Annotated in this window: 15 protein-coding genes; 10 read left to right on the top strand and 5 right to left on the bottom strand. The window is 69.7% G+C overall.

Translation table 11 applies throughout. From position 1 onward, the window contains the following. Positions 1–266 precede the first annotated feature (266 nt). Together H5J26_RS10550 and H5J26_RS10545 are read left to right on the top strand one after the other, a co-directional pair. Positions 267–686: a CBS domain-containing protein gene (locus tag H5J26_RS10550; RefSeq protein WP_181765511.1), complete on the top strand. Its 420-nt coding sequence runs from the start codon at positions 267–269 to the stop codon at positions 684–686. Positions 687–865: 179 nt separating this feature from the next. Beyond that, positions 866–1,099 carry a hypothetical protein gene (locus H5J26_RS10545; protein WP_181765510.1) on the top strand — a complete coding sequence of 78 codons (234 nt, stop codon included), beginning with the start codon at positions 866–868 and terminating at the stop codon, positions 1,097–1,099. Between the two features lie 64 nt (positions 1,100–1,163). Here H5J26_RS10545 and H5J26_RS10540 read toward each other — a convergent pair whose 3' ends face one another. From H5J26_RS10540 to H5J26_RS10530, 3 genes are all read right to left on the bottom strand, one after another. Then, on the bottom strand, positions 1,164–2,459 hold the full coding sequence (locus H5J26_RS10540) for an MFS transporter (RefSeq protein WP_181765509.1): 1,296 nt from the start codon (positions 2,457–2,459) through the stop codon (positions 1,164–1,166). 220 nt (positions 2,460–2,679) lie between these two features. Continuing rightward, a complete protein-coding gene (locus tag H5J26_RS10535; RefSeq protein ID WP_181765508.1) occupies positions 2,680–3,156 on the bottom strand; it encodes a phospholipase in 477 nt (158 codons plus the stop codon). A gap of 142 nt (positions 3,157–3,298) precedes the next feature. After that, entirely contained in the window at positions 3,299–4,525 is a 1,227-nt protein-coding gene (locus H5J26_RS10530; RefSeq protein ID WP_181765507.1) for an MFS transporter, read from the bottom strand. Between the two features lie 1,076 nt (positions 4,526–5,601). Here H5J26_RS10530 and H5J26_RS10525 point away from each other — a divergent pair. From H5J26_RS10525 to H5J26_RS10510, 4 genes are all read left to right on the top strand, one after another. Beyond that, entirely contained in the window at positions 5,602–5,814 is a 213-nt protein-coding gene (locus tag H5J26_RS10525; protein WP_181765506.1) for a type A2 lantipeptide, read from the top strand. 288 nt (positions 5,815–6,102) lie between these two features. Further along, on the top strand, positions 6,103–6,909 hold the full coding sequence (locus tag H5J26_RS10520; protein WP_181765505.1) for an HlyD family efflux transporter periplasmic adaptor subunit: 807 nt from the start codon (positions 6,103–6,105) through the stop codon (positions 6,907–6,909). Between the two features lie 179 nt (positions 6,910–7,088). Beyond that, positions 7,089–9,206: an NHLP family bacteriocin export ABC transporter peptidase/permease/ATPase subunit gene (locus H5J26_RS10515; RefSeq protein WP_235980605.1), complete on the top strand. Its 2,118-nt coding sequence runs from the start codon at positions 7,089–7,091 to the stop codon at positions 9,204–9,206. Positions 9,207–9,591: 385 nt separating this feature from the next. Beyond that, complete coding sequence (locus H5J26_RS10510; protein WP_309237859.1) at positions 9,592–12,456, top strand: NHLP bacteriocin export ABC transporter permease/ATPase subunit; 2,865 nt, start codon at positions 9,592–9,594, stop codon at positions 12,454–12,456. 18 nt (positions 12,457–12,474) lie between these two features. On the opposite strand, the gene H5J26_RS10505 is transcribed toward H5J26_RS10510, so the two are convergent. Beyond that, positions 12,475–13,056 carry a dihydrofolate reductase family protein gene (locus H5J26_RS10505; RefSeq protein WP_181765504.1) on the bottom strand — a complete coding sequence of 194 codons (582 nt, stop codon included), beginning with the start codon at positions 13,054–13,056 and terminating at the stop codon, positions 12,475–12,477. A 127-nt stretch (positions 13,057–13,183) separates the two neighbouring features. On the opposite strand from H5J26_RS10505, the gene H5J26_RS10500 reads away from it, so the two are divergent. From H5J26_RS10500 to H5J26_RS10485, 4 genes are all read left to right on the top strand, one after another. Next, complete coding sequence (locus H5J26_RS10500) at positions 13,184–13,762, top strand: TetR/AcrR family transcriptional regulator (protein ID WP_181765503.1); 579 nt, start codon at positions 13,184–13,186, stop codon at positions 13,760–13,762. Between the two features lie 161 nt (positions 13,763–13,923). After that, complete coding sequence (locus tag H5J26_RS10495) at positions 13,924–14,172, top strand: hypothetical protein (protein WP_181765502.1); 249 nt, start codon at positions 13,924–13,926, stop codon at positions 14,170–14,172. Positions 14,173–14,336: 164 nt separating this feature from the next. Further along, positions 14,337–14,789: an SSI family serine proteinase inhibitor gene (locus tag H5J26_RS10490; protein ID WP_181765501.1), complete on the top strand. Its 453-nt coding sequence runs from the start codon at positions 14,337–14,339 to the stop codon at positions 14,787–14,789. A gap of 212 nt (positions 14,790–15,001) precedes the next feature. Beyond that, on the top strand, positions 15,002–15,388 hold the full coding sequence (locus H5J26_RS10485) for a VOC family protein (RefSeq protein WP_181765500.1): 387 nt from the start codon (positions 15,002–15,004) through the stop codon (positions 15,386–15,388). A 2-nt stretch (positions 15,389–15,390) separates the two neighbouring features. On the opposite strand, the gene H5J26_RS10480 is transcribed toward H5J26_RS10485, so the two are convergent. Then, on the bottom strand, positions 15,391–17,214 hold a 1,824-nt coding region (locus tag H5J26_RS10480), incomplete at its 5' end, for an MFS transporter (protein WP_309237858.1).

Here is a 17,214-nt window from a genome sequence, read left to right as displayed (position 1 = left end):
GTCGGCGACCGGACGGCCCGTCACGGCCAGGGGCACTCCGGCCAGTTCCGCGCCCGGTGGTCGTCCGCTGCGACGTCGGCCCGATGCGTCCAGGTTTGAACACGACCGTGTGTGCTACTCGGGCTTCGACCCGGTTCGGGCCTGACACGTCGTGAGCCGCATCGGCGGGGACCTCCGCCGGACGGCTCCGGCACGGGCAGCACGGACCCGGAAGAGGAGCTGCTCAGGCAGCACCGAGTACGTACGTCGTTCAGGAGCTTTGTTCCATGACCACTGCGCGAGAAGTGATGAGCCCCGGCGCGGACTGCGTCCGAAGCGACCAGTCGGCCGCCGACGCCGCCCGAATAATGACCGAGGCCGGTGTGGGCGCCCTGCCGATCTGCGGCCAGGACGACGGCAAGATCAAGGGTGTCGTCACTGACCGGGATCTGGTGGTGAAGGTGATCGGCAAGGGACGGGATCCGCAATCCTTCCCCGCCGGCAGCCTGAACCAGGCAGAGGCGGTCACCATCGGGGCCGACGACGGCACCGAGGAGGTGCTGGCCACGATGACCCGGTACGGGGTGCGTCGTCTGCCGGTGATCGACGGAAGCCGGCTCGTCGGAATGGTGGCTGTCGCGGACGTGGCCCGTTCACTTCCGAACGCCACGACGGGTGATCTCGTCGAGGCACTGTCCGCCGACTGACACCCGACTGACACCGGCGAAGGCCGGACCGCGAAGGGCACCCCACCGCACGGCGGTCGGGGGCCCTTCCTTTCGGCACCGTGACCCGGCAGCCCCCGTCTCATCCTTCTCAGATGTCTCATCGCACGTACGAATCAGCTGCGGTACCCAACCGCTTCAGCGAAACGAGGAGCCACGAGATGGCCGTATGTGAGGTCTGCGGAAACGACTACGCCGCCACGTTCGAAGTCCGTGCCGCAGGCGCGGTGCACATCTTCGACAGCTTCGAATGTGCCGCGCAGAGGATGGCGCCGATCTGTGAGAACTGCGGATGCCGCATCCTGGGGCACGGCCTGGAGGCCGAAGGACGGTACTTCTGCTGTGCGAACTGCGCGCGCATGCAGGGACGTATGGAGCTGGCGGACAGCGTCTGAGTCCGGGCTCGAAGTGGCCGCTCCGGGAGGCCCGTCCGTGCTCCCGGAGCGGTGACCGACCGCGCTACCTGACGGAGCGCACCCGGAGCACCAGCGCACCGCCCACCGCGCTGACGGCCGCGGTGAGCAGATAGAGGCCGCCGTATCCCGAAGCGGCCAGCACGGGCACGGCGAGAGCCGGCGCCAGCACCTGCGGGGCCGCGGTGGCTATGGCGAAGATGCCCAGGTCCCGGCCGGTGTCGGCGGCCGAGGGAAGCACCGAACTGATGACCGCGAGGTCCACGGCGAGGAACGTGCCGAAGCCGATGCCGACGGCGACCGCCGCGAGCACCGCGACCGGCCAGCTCGGCACGAGAGCCAGCCCCAGGGCACCCAGCCCCATCGACGCACCGCCCGCGGCGACGAAGACCCGCCTGCGTCCGAGCCGGTCCGAGAGGCGTCCCGTGACCAGCGCCGCTGCCATCGCGCACAGGACGGTCACGCCGGTCGTCGTCAGCATCGCCTGCTGGGGGTCCTCGACCCGCAGCGCGTCCGTCAGGTAGTAGAGGAGGTACTGGGTGATCAGCGCGAACCCGAGCACCACCAGGAACCTGCTGGCCCATGCCCACGCCAGGTCACCCGAGACGGCGGTTCTGCGACTTCCCTTACGAGCAGGAGCGGAGGCAACACCCAGAGGGGACGGACCGGTCTCGGCCGGCCCCGTGCTCTTCGGCCGGGTGTCCTCCTCCTTGTGCCCGGCGAGGAACGGCACCACCGCCACCACTGCGATCACCGCGCACATCGCATAGCCGGCGACCAGCCCCGGCACGAGCTTGTTGACGAGGAGCGTGCCCAGGAGCGCGCCGAGCATCTGCGTCATCCCGGCCCAGCCCGCCACCGTGCCCAGCTGCGGCCGCGGCACCCGGTCGGGAATGGTGGCGACCAGACCCGCCTGCACCGCGGAGAGCCCGAGTTGGGCGACCACCCACCCGAGGATCATCGACACGGACCCGGTCGCCCCGGCGAGGAGCGCGAGACCGGCCGCGGCCAGCACGCTGCCCAGCGCCACCCACGGTCTGCGCCTGCCGTACCGGGAGCGCGTACGGTCGCTGACCGCGCCGAACGCCGGTACGGCCACAGCCGTGACCGCCGCCCCGACGCCGGTGGCCAGCCCGAGCAGGGCCTCCTTGCCGTCGGGAGCGAACAGCTCGGCCTGACGGGCCAGTTGCACCTGTGCGGGGGTGAGGAACGCGAGCCACATGCCGGTGCTCGCGAGCGCGTAGCGCCCGGTCCAACCTCTGGTGACCGGCGCCCTCCCCTCGTCGAGGACGGCTCGGGGGGCGGCATCGGGTTCGTACGGGGTCGTCGTCTCCTGGGTCATCTCGTTCTCCGCAAGGCGCGTCCGGCAGGGCAGATGGGGACAGCCTCCTGCGTGGCGCTTGTGCTGCACTTGCGGGAGATGCGCGGGGGCGGCAAAGAGGCGACGGGGCCTTGCACGACACAGGCGGAGGGGCCCAGGTCTGGGCCCCTCCGCCTGTGCGGAACGCCGCTCGGGGCGTCGCGCCTTGTTCGTCGCAGCTGCGGCCGGCGCAGCGGGTCCGTCAGCCCACCGGGCTCGCCTTCTCGAAGCCCAGGACGACGACGGCCTGGTAGTAGGTCCACGCCAAGGCGTTGCACGAGGCCTGGGTGGCACCGCTGTAGCCGGCACAGACGCGCTTCAGGTCCTCGTAGAAGGCGCTGTCGATCCGGTCCTTGTTGGCCTCGAAGGTGCCCTGCGCCTTGTAGTTGCGGTAGCCGAAGTCGTGGCGGATGCAACCGTTCTCGAAGGGGAAGCCGAAGGGGTTGTCAGGGGAGGAGGAGCAGACGTCCGTCGACCAGTCGAAGTTGTACTCGGCCCAGGAGCCCTGGTTCGCCCGAGCGGACAGGAAGGCGCTCTGGCTTCCGGCGCCGGTCTGGGTCCAGCTGGAGAGCACCTGCGGCTTGTCGGCCGGGTCGGCGTGTGCGGTGGTGGCGGAACCGATGACGGCGAGGAGTGAAGCGGAAGAAACGACAAGACCCGCGGTGAGTCTTCGACGCATTTCATACCTCCGTGGGGGGAGAGGTCCGGACATCGGACTGTCGAAGCATGAGCATGACAGAACAACTGCGTCCCAAATAGCTTCCTGCGTTGAGGAATTCAAGCCAAGTTGACTCGCCGGTACGGCCTCGATGGCCGGTATGTCACGCGGTTCCACCTGTACGGGTGAGAGGAGCGAGAAGGGCGATGGCCAGGGCGGCCACCACCAACAGGCCCAGCGCGAGCGGCAGTCCGACGACGGTCGCCGCTCCCCCGATGAGGGGCGGGACCAGCAGCCACCCGAGGTTGCCCGCGAAACCGACCTGCCCCATGGCCAGACCCGGACGCGGAAGCGCACCCGCCGCCGTGAACGCCCCTGGGAAGACAGCGCTGATCCCCGCCCCCGCGACCACGAGCGCGGCCAGCGCCACTCCGGGCCTGCCGAGCAGCAGCGCGACGGCGAGTACGACGGCACAGCACAGCGTCCCGGTCCGGATCAGCCGTACCCAGCCCAGGCGGTTCACCAGCCGGTCGTTCAACAGGCGGGTGACGACCCCGCCGGCGGAGAACGCCGCGTACCCCGCTGCGGCCGTGGCGGCGTCCGCGCCCAACTCCCGCAGGTACACGCCGCTCCAGGACGCGGGGGTGTCCTCGACGAGCGCGGCGAGGAAGGTCATCAGGGCGAGCAGCGACACAGTCGCGCGCCTTCCTCGGCCGCGTGGTGACCCGTACAGGGCGACGGCATCCGTACGGTCGCCGCGTTCGTCGCCGTCACCGGGCGAAGGCTCCGTCGCGGCGCTCTTCGCGCTCGGTTCCGCCTCGGGTATGAGCCCCCAGGCTCCCGCCGCAGAGAGGACGGCGAGCAGGAGAGCCATGAGGACGAACTGTGCCGTCAGCGTGAGGCCGAGGGAGACCGTGGCGACCCCGGCGAGCCCTCCCGCGACGGCACCGACGCTGCGGAGGGCGTGCATGGAGTTGAGCACAGCACGGCCGTACTCCCGCTGCACGACGACCGCTTGGGCGTTCATGGCGACCGAGGTGCATCCGTCGGCGGCTCCCAGCAGCACCAGCACGCCCATGAGCGGCCACGCGGACTGCGCGACCGGGACGAGGCCCAGCGGAAGGCTCAGCGCCACGGGCGCCAGGCCGCTGACCGTACGGCTGCCGAGCCGCTGCACCATCAGCCCGCCGAGCTGGCTCCCGGCCAGCGCGCCCAGGCCGGGCCCGGCCATCACCACACCCAACATCCCTTCGGACAGGTGCAGTTCGTCCTTCACGGCGGGCACGCGTGCGGCCCAGGAAGCGAAGACGGCTCCGTGGACGAAGAAGATCAGAGAGACGGCCACCCGTGCGCGGCGCAGGCGCCGTGTGATCGGAAGACCCTCGGCCACGCTGCCCCCGTACGACGACGCCTGTGCGGCGTCCCAGTAGACACGGCGTCGGCGGCATTCCGCGACCCGCCCGGGAAAAGGACCGAGGCCCCGGGACGGATCCCGGGGCCTCGATTGCCAACGTGGGGGAAGAGCCCACGACCAGCCGGCACACTGATAACGAAGCGGCCGACGAATCGTCACGGTTCCTCGATTTTTCTGACGTTGTGATGCAAAGCGCATAAAAAGTGGATTCCAGCGAGGCGGTCGAGCACCCCTCGCGGGGCGCCTCAAGCGAGGGCGCACACCGCCGGAGCCCGCCCGGCGGTGGAGTCGCTCGGCGTCACGCGCCGGGACGAGCAGGCGTTCCAGGAACCGGACTGACGTGCCGTCACACTCATCACCGCTCCACAGGGCGCCGACTCACGACGGGGTGTCAGCGGCTGCCATTTCAATGGCGAGTTGACGCAAACACCCGCCGGCGCAAATCCGAAAAGGCATCGCCGGAACCGTCTCACTATTTGAACAAGTCATTTCGCCCGTAGTGCGTCTTAGGCGTCCGTAAGAGACCGGGACTTCACTGCGAACTCTGCCGATCACCTGGCGTAACCGAGTTCATCCGACGTCGCAGGTCTTGTGCAGATGCAGGTCAGGCGCCGCTTCACGCAGTGAGCACAGTCCTCCGAAACTGATTTCAGCGAACCTGCACAACTGGTTCGTAGGGGAGGCACATGACCCGCCCGAGAGGCTTGGAACCCCTGTGGCGGCGGTGAACTTGGTGCGGGAATGTCCATTTGAATGCCGGTCAGGTCTTCATGTCTGCGCATACAGCCGAAGCGGCAAGTGAAGGGATCGCCACGAATTCGTGGACAGGACTACACGTAAGCGAAGTTGATTGCCCGGATCAGCGCGGAACGACCACACGGACGAGTGGCCCGGCAGCGCTTGAGCGTGCTTTGATCGGCCCAGACGCGGAAGTTGAACGAATGGTTCCCGTTGTCGGGCATCAGACGACCGCTCGTTACGGCCGGACGGCTTTGTCCCCGAGTCGGCCGATGCTATTGAGAGAACATCCAAGCAAGCGAAGGGAAGCCAACATGGACTTCACGCCCCAGGTTGAGACCCGCGAGATTTCCGACAACGACCTGGACAACGTTTCCGGTGGTGTCCTCGGCTCGGTCGTCGGCACCGCTGTCAGCACCGCTGACTCCGTTGCCCCGGTTTCGGAGACCGTCGGCACCGTGAACGGCGCCGTTTCCGGTCTGACCGGCGTCGACGCCTCCCAGGTCACCGGTCTCGCCGGTCTCTGAGGCGATGCCTGTCACCGGGCTGCAGAGGCACCGATGTTGAGCACGTTGAAACTCTGCCTGCCCGGTGCATCTGAATCCCAGTGGGGTGAACGTGAGCCCCGGAACCTTCGTTCCGGGGCTTACGGATGCGTTCGGGACCAGCTGGCGAACAGCTTCACCGAATTTCTGTCAGTGGCTGCCAGTCGTCATTGCTCCAGTGGTCACCCCGATCAAGCTGGCGCCATGCGGTGCCGGCTCCGAAGAAGCGTCGTGCCTGAAAGCAACGAACGCAGTTGAGGGAATAGCCCCGTGCAGTTCCGGCAAAAGGCGTTTTCCAAGCTGCAGTCCCCCGAGGAACTCGACCTGCCCGTGCGCTACGCACGGCCGCAGGGCTGGCTCGTGCTGCTCGTGACCGTCGTCGTCATGGCAGGCGCGGGCTACTGGGCCGTCACCGGCCGCGTCTCGGCGAAGCTCGACGCACCCGGCGTCCTCACGCACGCCAAGGGCAGTTACGTCCTCCAGAGCCCCGTCTCCGGTCAGGTGACAGAGGTGCTGGCGAAGGAGGGCAGCATGCTCCCGGCCGGCACCCCCGTGCTGAAGCTCCGCACGGACCGCGGCTTCCGGGCCGTACGGACCGTGGCGCCGGGGCGGGTGACCACCCTGACCGCCAAGATCGGCTCCGTCGTCACGACCGGCAAGGACGTCGCGACGGTCGAACGGCTCGAGAAGACCGACGAGCCGCTTGTGGCCATGCTGTACGTGCCGGGCAGCAGCGGGTCGACAGTGCGGCCGGGCGCCTCGGTCGATCTGACGGTGCAGTCCGCGCCCACCGAGCAGTACGGCGTGCTGCGGGGCCGTGTGAAGGCTGTCGGCAGGGCACCGCAGACGCGTCAGCAGATCTCCGGGTTCCTCGGCAACGGCCAACTCGCCGCGCAGTTCTCCAAGGAGGGCCAGCCGGTGGCGGTCCTGGTGCAGCTGGAGCCCTCGTCCTCGACCAAGTCCGGCTACAGATGGTCCTCGGAGGACGGGCCGCCGTACCGGCTGGACTCCATGACGATGACCGACGGCGCGATACACCAGCCCTCCGAGCGCCCGGTCGATTGGCTGCTCCCGTGACCGCCCAGCAGGACTCCACGACGACGCAGCCGCCCGAACTGCCGCCCCCGGGACGGGGAAAGCACCGTCCGAACGGCAGGAGCGGCGGGCGCCGCCGTGCCGACGACGCGGCGAAGCCGGCGCACCAGCCGATGCCGAAGCCCAAGTACAAGACCATCCGCACCCCCACCGTGCTCCAGATGGAGGCCGTGGAGTGCGGCGCCGCCGCCCTCGCGATGGTCCTGGGCCACTGGGGGCGCCACGTCCCCCTCGAAGAGCTGCGCATCGCCTGCGGTGTCTCCCGCGACGGCTCACGCGCCAGCAACCTGCTCAAGGCGGCCCGCACCTACGGGCTGACGGCCAAGGGCATGCAGATGGAACCGGCCGCGCTGGCCGATGTCCCGGCTCCGGCCGTGCTGTTCTGGGAGTTCAACCACTACGTGGTCTACGAGGGCATGGGACGGCGCCTCGGCCGCCGCGGCGTGTTCATCAACGACCCCGACAAGGGGCGCCGGTTCGTCGCGATGGAGGACTTCGACACCAGCTTCACCGGTGTCGTCCTCACCTTCGAACCGGGCGACGGCTTCCGCCGCGGCGGCAAGCGCCCGGGCTTCATGGGCGCCATGCCGACCCGGCTGCGCGGCACCACGGGCACGATGCTGGCCGCGCTGCTGGCAAGCCTCCTGCTCGTCGCGGTGGGGGCGGCCGTACCGGCGCTGAGCCGTACGTACATCGACATGTTCCTGATCGGGAACCAGACCTCGCTGCTGGGCGTGCTGTTCGCCTCGATGGGCGCCATGGTGGTGCTCACCGCTGCCCTGACGGCCCTTCAGCAGGCGAACCTGCTGCGTGGACGCATCATCTCCTCCACTCTCAGCAGCGCCCGTTTCTTCCGGCACCTGCTCAGACTGCCCGTCACGTTCTTCGCCCAGCGCAGCCCGGCCGACCTCGTGCAGCGCCTCCAGTCCAACGACACCGTCTCCGAGACCCTCGCCCGCGACCTGGCCGCCGCGGGCGTGGACGCCATCGTCGTCATCCTCTACGCGGTGCTCCTGTGGACGTACGACCCTCAACTGACCCTGATCGGTGTGCTGATCGCCCTGCTGAACGTGGTGGCCATGCGCGTGGTCATCCGGCTGCGCGCCACGGGCACCCAGAAGCTGCGGGCTGACAGCGCACGGCTGACCAACACCTCCTACACCGGCCTCCAGTTGATCGAGACGATGAAGGCCACCGGCGGCGAGAACGGCTACTTCCGCCGCTGGGCTGGGCAGCACGCCACCACCCTGGAGGAGCAGCAGAAGCTCGGGGTGCCCTCCGCCGCCCTGGCCGTCGTCGCTCCCACCCTCGCGACGCTCAACAGCGCGATGATCCTTCTCATCGGCGGCATGCGGGCGGTCGAGGGCCACATCTCGATCGGTCTGCTGGTGGCCTTCCAGGCGCTGGTGACACGCTTCACCGCACCCATCACGCGGCTCAACGGTGTCGCGGGGCGCATCCAGGACTTCGCCGCGGACGTGGCCAGGCTGAAGGACGTGGAGAACTTCCCCGTGGACACGCTGTATTCGCGGCGTGAGCCCGCCGCGAGCACGCGCCGGCTCAAGGGCCACGTCTCGCTGGAGAACATCACCTTCGGATACAGCCCGCTCGACAAGCCGCTGCTCACCGAGTTCTCGCTGTCGGTGGGACCGGGCAGGCAGGTAGCGCTCGTCGGTGGCTCCGGGAGCGGCAAGTCCACCGTCTCCAGGCTCATTTCAGGTCTCTACAGTCCCTGGGAGGGAGTGATCCGGATCGACGGGGAGCGGCTGGAGGACATCTCCCGCAGCGCACTCGCCGCGTCGGTCTCCTTCGTCGACCAGGACGTCTTCCTCTTCGAAGGAACCGTCCGCGACAACGTCGCGCTGTGGGACCCCTCGATCTCGGACGAGGCCGTCACCACGGCCCTGCGGGACGCCGCCGTGCTCGACGACTTCGCGCACCGTTCGGGCGGGATCCACAGCCGTGTCGAGCAGGACGGACGCAACCTCTCCGGCGGGCAGCGTCAACGCCTCGAGATCGCACGGGCGTTGGTCCGCCGGCCCAGCATCCTCGTCCTGGACGAGGTGACCAGCGCCCTGGACGCGCAGACCGAGCAGGTCATCATCGACAACCTGCGGCGCCGCGGCTGCGCCTGCGTCGTCATCGCCCACCGGCTGAGCACCGTACGGGACAGCGACGAGATCGTCGTGCTGGACCACGGGACGGTCGTCGAGCGCGGGCGGCACGACGAACTCGTCGCCGCGGCCGGGCAGTACGCCGAGCTGGTCAAGGAGCACTGACGTGGCATCCGGCGACGGCTCCAAGGGGCAGCAGGGCACCGGGTACGGCACGGGCTCGTACGAGAGGGCCGGGTACGAGCCGTCCCCGTACGGCGTCGGCCCGAACGGCCCGGGTCCACAGGAGACCGGCCCGCACGACACCGGTTCGCACGAGACCCGCCCGTACGACACCGGTTCGCACGAGACCGGCTACGACAGCGGTTCCTACCGCACGGCGCCGTACGGCAACGACGGCTACAGCAACAGCACTTACGGCGAGGCAGCACCCACCGCGCCCGCACCGCCCGCCACACCCGGCCCCCGCGAAGGCGCCCACGACGCGAACGCCGACGCGTTCCAGGAGCCCCCCGCCGGCGCGGCCCCCGGCCCGGCCGTCCACGATCCGGTGGTCGCCGCCTTCGGCGCCCTCGGCGACGAGGTCGACTGCGTGAGCGGACGCAGCATGCCGCTGGAGGGTCCGCACGTGCTCTGGCTCGTGACGGCCGGCGCGATGGACCTCTTCGCCGTGGACGCCGCCCAGCAGGGCCACTGGCACTTCCTGGGACGCCTCGAACCGGGGACCCTCGTCCTCGGCCCGGTCCAGGGGCCCCAGCACACCCTGACGGGCAGGCCGCTGCGGGAGTGCGCGCTGCGGCGCATCGAGCTGCGCGAGCTCTTCATGCCCGACTACACGGACGCGTACGGCACCTCGGACCCCGCGTGGAACGGGGGCCACGGCTGGAACACCGACCCCGGTACGGGTGCGGCAGCCGCCGTCCACACCCCGCTCGACACCGCCTTCGCCCTCGGAATCGGCCGCAGCCTGCGCGTCCTCTTCGAGGCGCCCCTGGACGGCGAGGTGACGCCGGACGCGATGGCCCACCAGGGCGCTGGCGCGCAGTTCGCCCCGGACGACGACGACATCATGTGGATGCCGGTCGATCCCGGGAGCGTCCAGTACGGCGTCGAGTACAGCCCCGAGGCCGCGTCCCAGCTGCTCGTCGACGGCGCGATGTGGCAGCGCATGGTCAATCAGCAGTTCCGGCTGCTGTCCGCCCTGGACCGCTGGATCGAACGTCTGGAGCGCGCCCACGAGGACCGTACGGCTGCGGGCATCGAAGCCGGTGAGGCCGTACGGGCCCAGGCGGACCAGGCGCTGCTGGCCTCCATCAACACCACGGGCAAGGGTGCTTCGGCCGCTTCGCGAGCCACCGACGACGCCACGCTCGCCGTCGCCCGCATGGCCGCCGAGGACGCGGGAATCACGCTCGAGGCGCCCGAGGAGAGCAGCTCGCTGGGCGACCGTACGAACCCGGTCGAGCGCATCGCGCTCAGCTCCCGCGTCCGTACGCGCGTGGTCAAGCTGGAGGGCCGCTGGTGGCGCGACAACACCGGCCCTCTCGTGGGTCACCGTGAGGGGTCCGGAACGCCGGTCGCTCTGCTGTGGCGGCGTGGCAGGTACGAGGCGGTGGACTCCGCCGGCAGGCGCACCAGGCTCAGCAGCAAGAGTGCGGGCGAACTCGAGCCGCGGGCCGTGATGTTCTACCGTCCGCTGCCCGAAGAGCCCATGACCGCTTGGCAGTTGCTGCGCTTCTGCCTGCGCGGAACACGCATGGACGTGCGCAACCTGGTCCTCGGCGGCCTGGTGGCCGTCGGGCTCGGCGCGCTCGTGCCCATCGCCACCGGCCAGGTGCTGGGTGTGTACGTGCCGAACGCGGAGACCAGCCTCATCACGCAGGTCTCGCTGGCGATCGTGCTCAGCAGCGTCGTCACCGCGGCGTTCATGCTGCTGCAGAACATCTCCATCCTGCGCGTGGAGGGGCGCGTCGAGAGCGCGCTGCAACCAGCCGTCTGGGACCGGCTGCTGCGGCTGCCGACGAAGTTCTTCGCCGAACGCTCGACCGGCGAACTGGCCAGCGCCGCCATGGGAATCAGCACGATGCGGCGCGTGCTGTCCGGGGTCGGGCCGGTCGCGGTGCAGGCCTGCACCATCGGCGCGATGAACCTGGTGCTGCTGCTCTTCTACAGCATCCCGCTGACGCTCGTGGCGCTCGGCCTTCTGGTCGTCATCGCGGGCGCCTTCATCGGCATGGGCGTCTGGCAGCTGCGCTGGCAGAGCCGGCTGATCGACCTGAACAACAAGCTCAACAACCAGGCGTTCCAGACCCTTCGCGGTCTGCCGAAGCTGCGCGTGGCGGCGGCGGAGAGCTTCGCGTACGCGGCGTGGGCACGGGAGTTCGCCCGCAGCCGCGAGCTCCAGCAGCGGGTCGGCCGGATCAAGAACTGGACGACGGTCCTCAACTCGGTCTATCTGCCGCTCTGTTCCCTCATCATGTTCATGCTGCTGGCGGGTCCGGCTCGCGGAACCCTGTCCGCGGCGGGCTTCCTCACGTTCAACACCGCGGTGACGATGATGCTCACCTCGGTGACCCAGCTGACGAACTCGCTCATCTCGGCCGCGTCCGCGCTGCCGATGTTCGAGAAGGTCAAGCCGGTGCTCCACGAGCCGACCGAGGTGCGCGGAGGAAGCGCGCTGCCCGGTGCGCTGTCCGGCGGGATCGAGGCCCGGCAGCTCTCCTTCAGGTACAGCGACGACGGCCCGCTGACACTCGACGACGTCTCCTTCCGTGTGGAGCCGGGCGAGTTCGTGGCGATCGTCGGGGCGAGCGGCTGCGGCAAGTCGACCCTGCTGAGGCTTCTCATCGGCTTCGACAAGCCCGTCTCCGGCACCGTCCTCTACGACGGGCAGGACCTGGCGGCCCTCGACCAGTCGGCGGTGCGCCGACAGTGCGGGGTCGTGCTGCAGAACGCACAGCCGTTCGTCGGCTCGATCCTCGACTCCATCTGCGGCGCCGAGATCTTCTCGCACGAAGAGGCCTGGGAGGCGGCCGAAATGGCGGGCCTCGCCGAGGACATCAAGCGCATGCCGATGGGGATGCACACCATCCTCTCCGACGGAGGTGCCGCCGTCTCCGGCGGCCAGCGGCAGCGTCTGATGATCGCCCAGGCCCTCATCCGGCGCCCCCGCATCCTCTACTTCGACGAGGCGACCAGCGCGCTGGACAACGAGACCCAGCGCATCGTCACCGAGAGCACCCGCAAGCTGCAGGCGACGCGCATCGTCATCGCACACCGGCTGTCCACCGTCATGGACGCCGACAGGGTGCTGGTGATGTCACAGGGACAGGTCGTGCAGCAGGGGACGCCACAGGAGTTGCTGGCGGACACCGACGGTCCGTTCCACGAACTGGTCCGCCGCCAGATCCAGTGACGCCCCTGCCGGGCGGGCTCACCTCTCCCGGCTGTACCGGCACACCACCGCGCCGTTGCCGAACGGACGGACGGACTCCAGCGCGAACTCGGTGAAGCGGAACTCCGAGGAGAACATCGGCAACCCCGACCCGAGGACGAGCGGATAGGTCTTGATGATCAACTCGTCGATCTCGTCGATCAGTTCACCCGCGATCTTCGATCCTCCGCACAGGTAGATCCCCAGCCCGTCCTCCTGCTTGAGCGCGCGGACCCTCCCGGTCAGGTCCTCGGAGATGATCTCCACGGCCGGGTCGGGCGACTTCTCGATGCTGCGCGACGCCACGTACTGGCGCAGGTGTGCGTACGGGCTGGTGACGTCGATGTCCAGCGCGACGTCGTAGCTCGCCCTGCCCTGGATGATCGTGTCGAACTCCTTGTGCTCCAGGTCGTCGATGCCCAGGGCCTGACGCCCCGGTGTCGGCAGGGTCTCGGGGAACTCCTCCTTGAGGAACTCGAAGAACTCCTCGTCCACGTACTTGGTGAAGAACTGCCCGTCCCCTCCCGGGGCTCCGATGAAGCCGTCGATGGATGCGGCGATGAAATAGGTCAGCTTTCGCATGTGATCCCCTCGTCGTGGCGGTGAGTGGTTTCCGCGACCTCGCCAGCACAACCACTTCAGGTAGAGTGCTTCATGTGTAGTGGTTGCGCAAGGCGTTTTTCCCGCAGTGGAGTCGGAGGGGGAACGGATGGTCAGGAACCCGGAGCGCAGGACGGCCCTCGTCGACGCCGCCATCGAGGTGCTGGCTCGCGACGGGGCGCGCGGGCTCACCTTCCGCGCCGTCGACGCCCAGGCGGGCGTCCCCACCGGCACGGCCTCCAACTACTTCACCAGCAGGGACGATCTGTTCACGCAGGCCGGCGGCCGCATCCATCTGCGCATGGCGCCCGACCCCGCCGATGTCACCGAGGTGATCGGCTCCGCCGCGCCCTCACGCGAACTCGTCGCGGAACTGCTCCGCTGGCTGATGCGCCGCATGACCCGGGAGCGCACGGGCTACCTGGCCATGCTGGAGCTGCGCCTCGAAGCCACCCGGCGGCCGGCACTGCAACGCGAGCTCACACGTGCCGTCCGCGCCGAGTTCGAGGAGAATCTGAGCTTCCATCTCGACTCCGGGATGCCCGGCGACGCGGACACCGTGCTCGTCCTCTACCTCGCCATGACAGGCGTGCTGCTGGAGCACCTCACGCTGCCCGAGATGTTCTCCGAGGAGGAGACGGAGAGGCTCGTCGAGGCGGTGGTCTCCTCGGTCCTGCCGGCGGAGTGACCGTCAGGCCGTCCCGACACGGACTGCGGCCCTCCTCGCACTCGAACACACGTACCCGGCGCGGACCGACGTGACCAACGCGTGATCGAACGCGGAATCTCGTCGCGGTGAAGCGAAGCCCCCGACGGTGTCCCGCGTTCACCGGACGCTGTTGCCCCGTCATGGGAAACACGTCATTCATCCTTCTCCGCGGCGCCCAGCGCGACGGACTCGCCGAACCGGCGACGCAGTTCGCCGAACTGACCGGCGCCTACTGGCTGGAGCCGATCTACACCGGGCTCGCGAACGAATGGAGCCGCCAGGGCAGGACCGTCCCCGGCACCCCGCGCGGGCGCCGGCGCCTCCTGGCGGCTCCCGACGCGGCAAGCCCCCTCGACGAGCCGCAGCCCCCGGCTGACCCGGCCGCGTAACTCGATCGAGTCAACCTGGGGTCCGGCACGCGACGCACACCCCGCATCGGGCGTTGGCGGGCGAAGAGGCTGACTACTGCGCGCCTTCACGTTCCCGCGCCGCTTTCCCTTGCCACCTCATCCTCTCCGCACCCGCCCGCAGTCCAGCGCCCAGGGAGTGTCCGATGCAGATCCGTCGCCTCGCCGTCACCGCAACCGCTCTCGTCTCCGCCCTGACCGTCACCCCACAGGCGTTCGCCGGGAGCGGTCTCGCCCCCGTGGAGTACCGGCCCGCCGACCATCTCACCGTCACCGTCGCCGACTCGGGCCGCGCCGGGGTCGACGACACGTACGAGCTGTACTGCCACCCGGCCAGTGGCGACCACCCCGACGCCGAGGAGGCGTGCGACGGGCTCGACGAGCTGACGACATGGGGCAAGGAGCCCTTCGCGCCCGTCAGGACGGGCACCCGCTGCACGATGCAGTACGGCGGCCCCGTCAGCGCCCACGTACACGGACGGTGGGCCGGACGGCCCGTGAACGCCAGCTTCAACCGCGAGAACGGCTGCGAGATGCAGCGCTGGGACACCCTCGTGCCGCTCCTGCCGCGGATGAGCAACCAGACGCAGCCCGTGTGATCACGGAGCTGTGAGAACGGCGTACGCCCGGGGCCGGGGCATCCCCCTCCCCCGCCTCGGTCCCCGGGCCTACGTCCAATGACGGAACAGCGCCGCGAAATTCGCAGCCCGGGCCCGGGGTTGGAATGAACCGGAACGGCTGGAAGAGCGGGCACCCCGAACCCGGAAGGGCCGGGCGCCCCGCACCGCGAGCGCTTGAGGGAGACAGACTCATGTCCGTGCAGCTCAACCACACGATCGTGTACGCCACCGACAAGAAGGCGTCCGCCGAATTCCTCGCCGGGCTGCTCGGTCTCGAAGTGCAGCCGCAGTTCGGCCCGTTCCTTCCCGTCGCCGCCGCCAACGACGTCACTCTCGACTACATCGACGCCGGAGCCGAACCCGTCACGCCGCAGCACTACGCCTTCCTCGTCTCCGAGCAGGAATTCGACGAGATCTTCGCCCGCATCGGCGCGGCAGGGCTCGCCTACTACGCGGACCCCGGCCGGAAGCACCCCGGCGAGATCAACCACCACGACGGCGGCCGCGGCGTCTACTGGGCAGACCCCGACGGGCACGTCCTGGAGATCATCACGCGGCCCTACGGCAGCGGCAGCTGACGTCAGCTCTTCGGCGGTGCGGACCGCCGGTTCCCGTCCGGGCACAGCGTCCCGCGCGGCAGCTTGTAGGGCGCGGCGAGCCGGTACGTACCCGGGCGGGGGGCCTCCAGCAGGGTCCAGGTGTCCATCACCGGGTCCTTCTCGCCCGGCGCGGGCGGACCGCCGACGGTCGGAGCGGCCTTCCGCAGGCAGCCGTACACGTTCTGAGCCCCGGGCTCCGGCGCTTCGATGCGCTGCCCCTCCCTGTCGACCAGGCCCAGCCACGGCGACCACGGGACGCGTACCAGCACGGCGCCACTCTCACGCACCCGCACCTTCACCTCGCCCGCCCCCGCGTGCTCCACGCTCGCAGGCGGCTCTGCCAGCGGCAGCGGATCGGCGACGCGGTAGAGCCGCCAGTTCTCGTCGCTCCAGATCTCCTCCAGATAGGGCTGTCCCGCCCTGACGATCTCGGCCTCCTCCTTGGCGGCGCCGTCCGGCGGAGAGGAGGAGGGCAGCACCACGTAGTGCACCGCCCAGCGACGCAGCCACGCGTGATAGCTGTCCGGGTCCAGGCCGCCGTTCTCGTAGAAGACGGGATTGCGGTCGGTGTCGGCCTGCCTGTTCCAGCCGCGGGCGAGATTGACGTACGGCGCGAGGGCGGAGGCCTCCCGATGGCTGCGTACGGGCACCACCTCGACGCGGCCGCGCACGGCGTCGACGCGCTTGAGCTGCTGCACCAGCGGGGTCAGTTCACGGCCCCACGTGTGGTCGGGGGTCGTCGCGAAGACGTCGTAGGAGGGCTTGGCGATCTGCCAGCCGACCGCCACGACGAGGGCGACCACCATCGCCACGCCCCGCCGCGACCGCCAGTCACCGACCACCAGCGGAGCCGCCGCCAGCAGGATCACCACGCCGAACAGCAGGCTGAGGCGCTCCACGTTCGACCCGACCTGCGAGGGGATCAGCCATGTGAGCGCGACACCGATCGCGTACACCAGCGCACCCAGCCGCACCGTGCGCCACGAACGCGGCACGAACAGCAGCGCCGCCACCGCTCCAAGGAGCGGGAAGAGCGCCGACCACCACGGGATCGGCTGCACGCCCTCGAAGGGGAAGAAGACCGCCGAGACGATCACGACGACCGGTGGCGTGACGGCCAGTGAGTACGCGGCCTGCCGGCGGCGGTCCAGGAAGAGGGCGGCCGCGACCACCTCGAGGAACAGCCCCGCGACGGGGCTCCCCGTCGTCGCCAGGGCCGCCAGCACGGCGGCGGCAGCCCCCCGTGCGTACCGGCCCTTGCCGGTGCTGCGCCACCAACGCCGGGGCCAGGCCCACACCATGGCGACCGCGCCGAGCGCGAAGAGCACACCCAGAGCGAAGGTGACACGGCCCGAAGCGGCGTTGCAGGTGAAGGAGAAGGCGCCCCAGAGAGCAGGCAGAAGGGGCTTGCTCAGCACTCGGCGGAGTATCAGGGCGAGCAGCGCCGAGGAGAGGACCCCGGCCAGGATCAGCGTGGTGCGGACGCCGAGCGCCGCCATCAGATAGGGCGAGAGCACGCTGTACGAGAAGGGGTGCAGCCCGCCGTACCAGGCGAGGTTGTAGGCCGAGTCGGGGTGCTGCTCGACGAACTCCGCCCAGGCGTCCTGCGCGGCAAGGTCTCCGCCGCCGCTGGCAAGGAGCCACAGCCAGACCAAGTGCAGGACGGTGGCGAGCAGTACGGGTGCGGCCACGGGGTGACGGAGCACCGCGGAAGCCGCCTGCGTGACGCGTGTGCGCGTGCGCAGGGAGGCGTCCTGGCGGGGGATCGGGGGAAGGCGTGCGCAGCCCACCTGGACCGTGTGGTC

The sequence above is a fragment of the Streptomyces albidus (ex Kaewkla and Franco 2022) genome, assembly GCF_013870515.1.
GTDB lineage: Bacteria > Actinomycetota > Actinomycetes > Streptomycetales > Streptomycetaceae > Streptomyces > Streptomyces albidus.
Note: the sequence above shows the minus strand (reverse complement) of the source record. Positions and strands in the feature narration are given on the sequence as shown.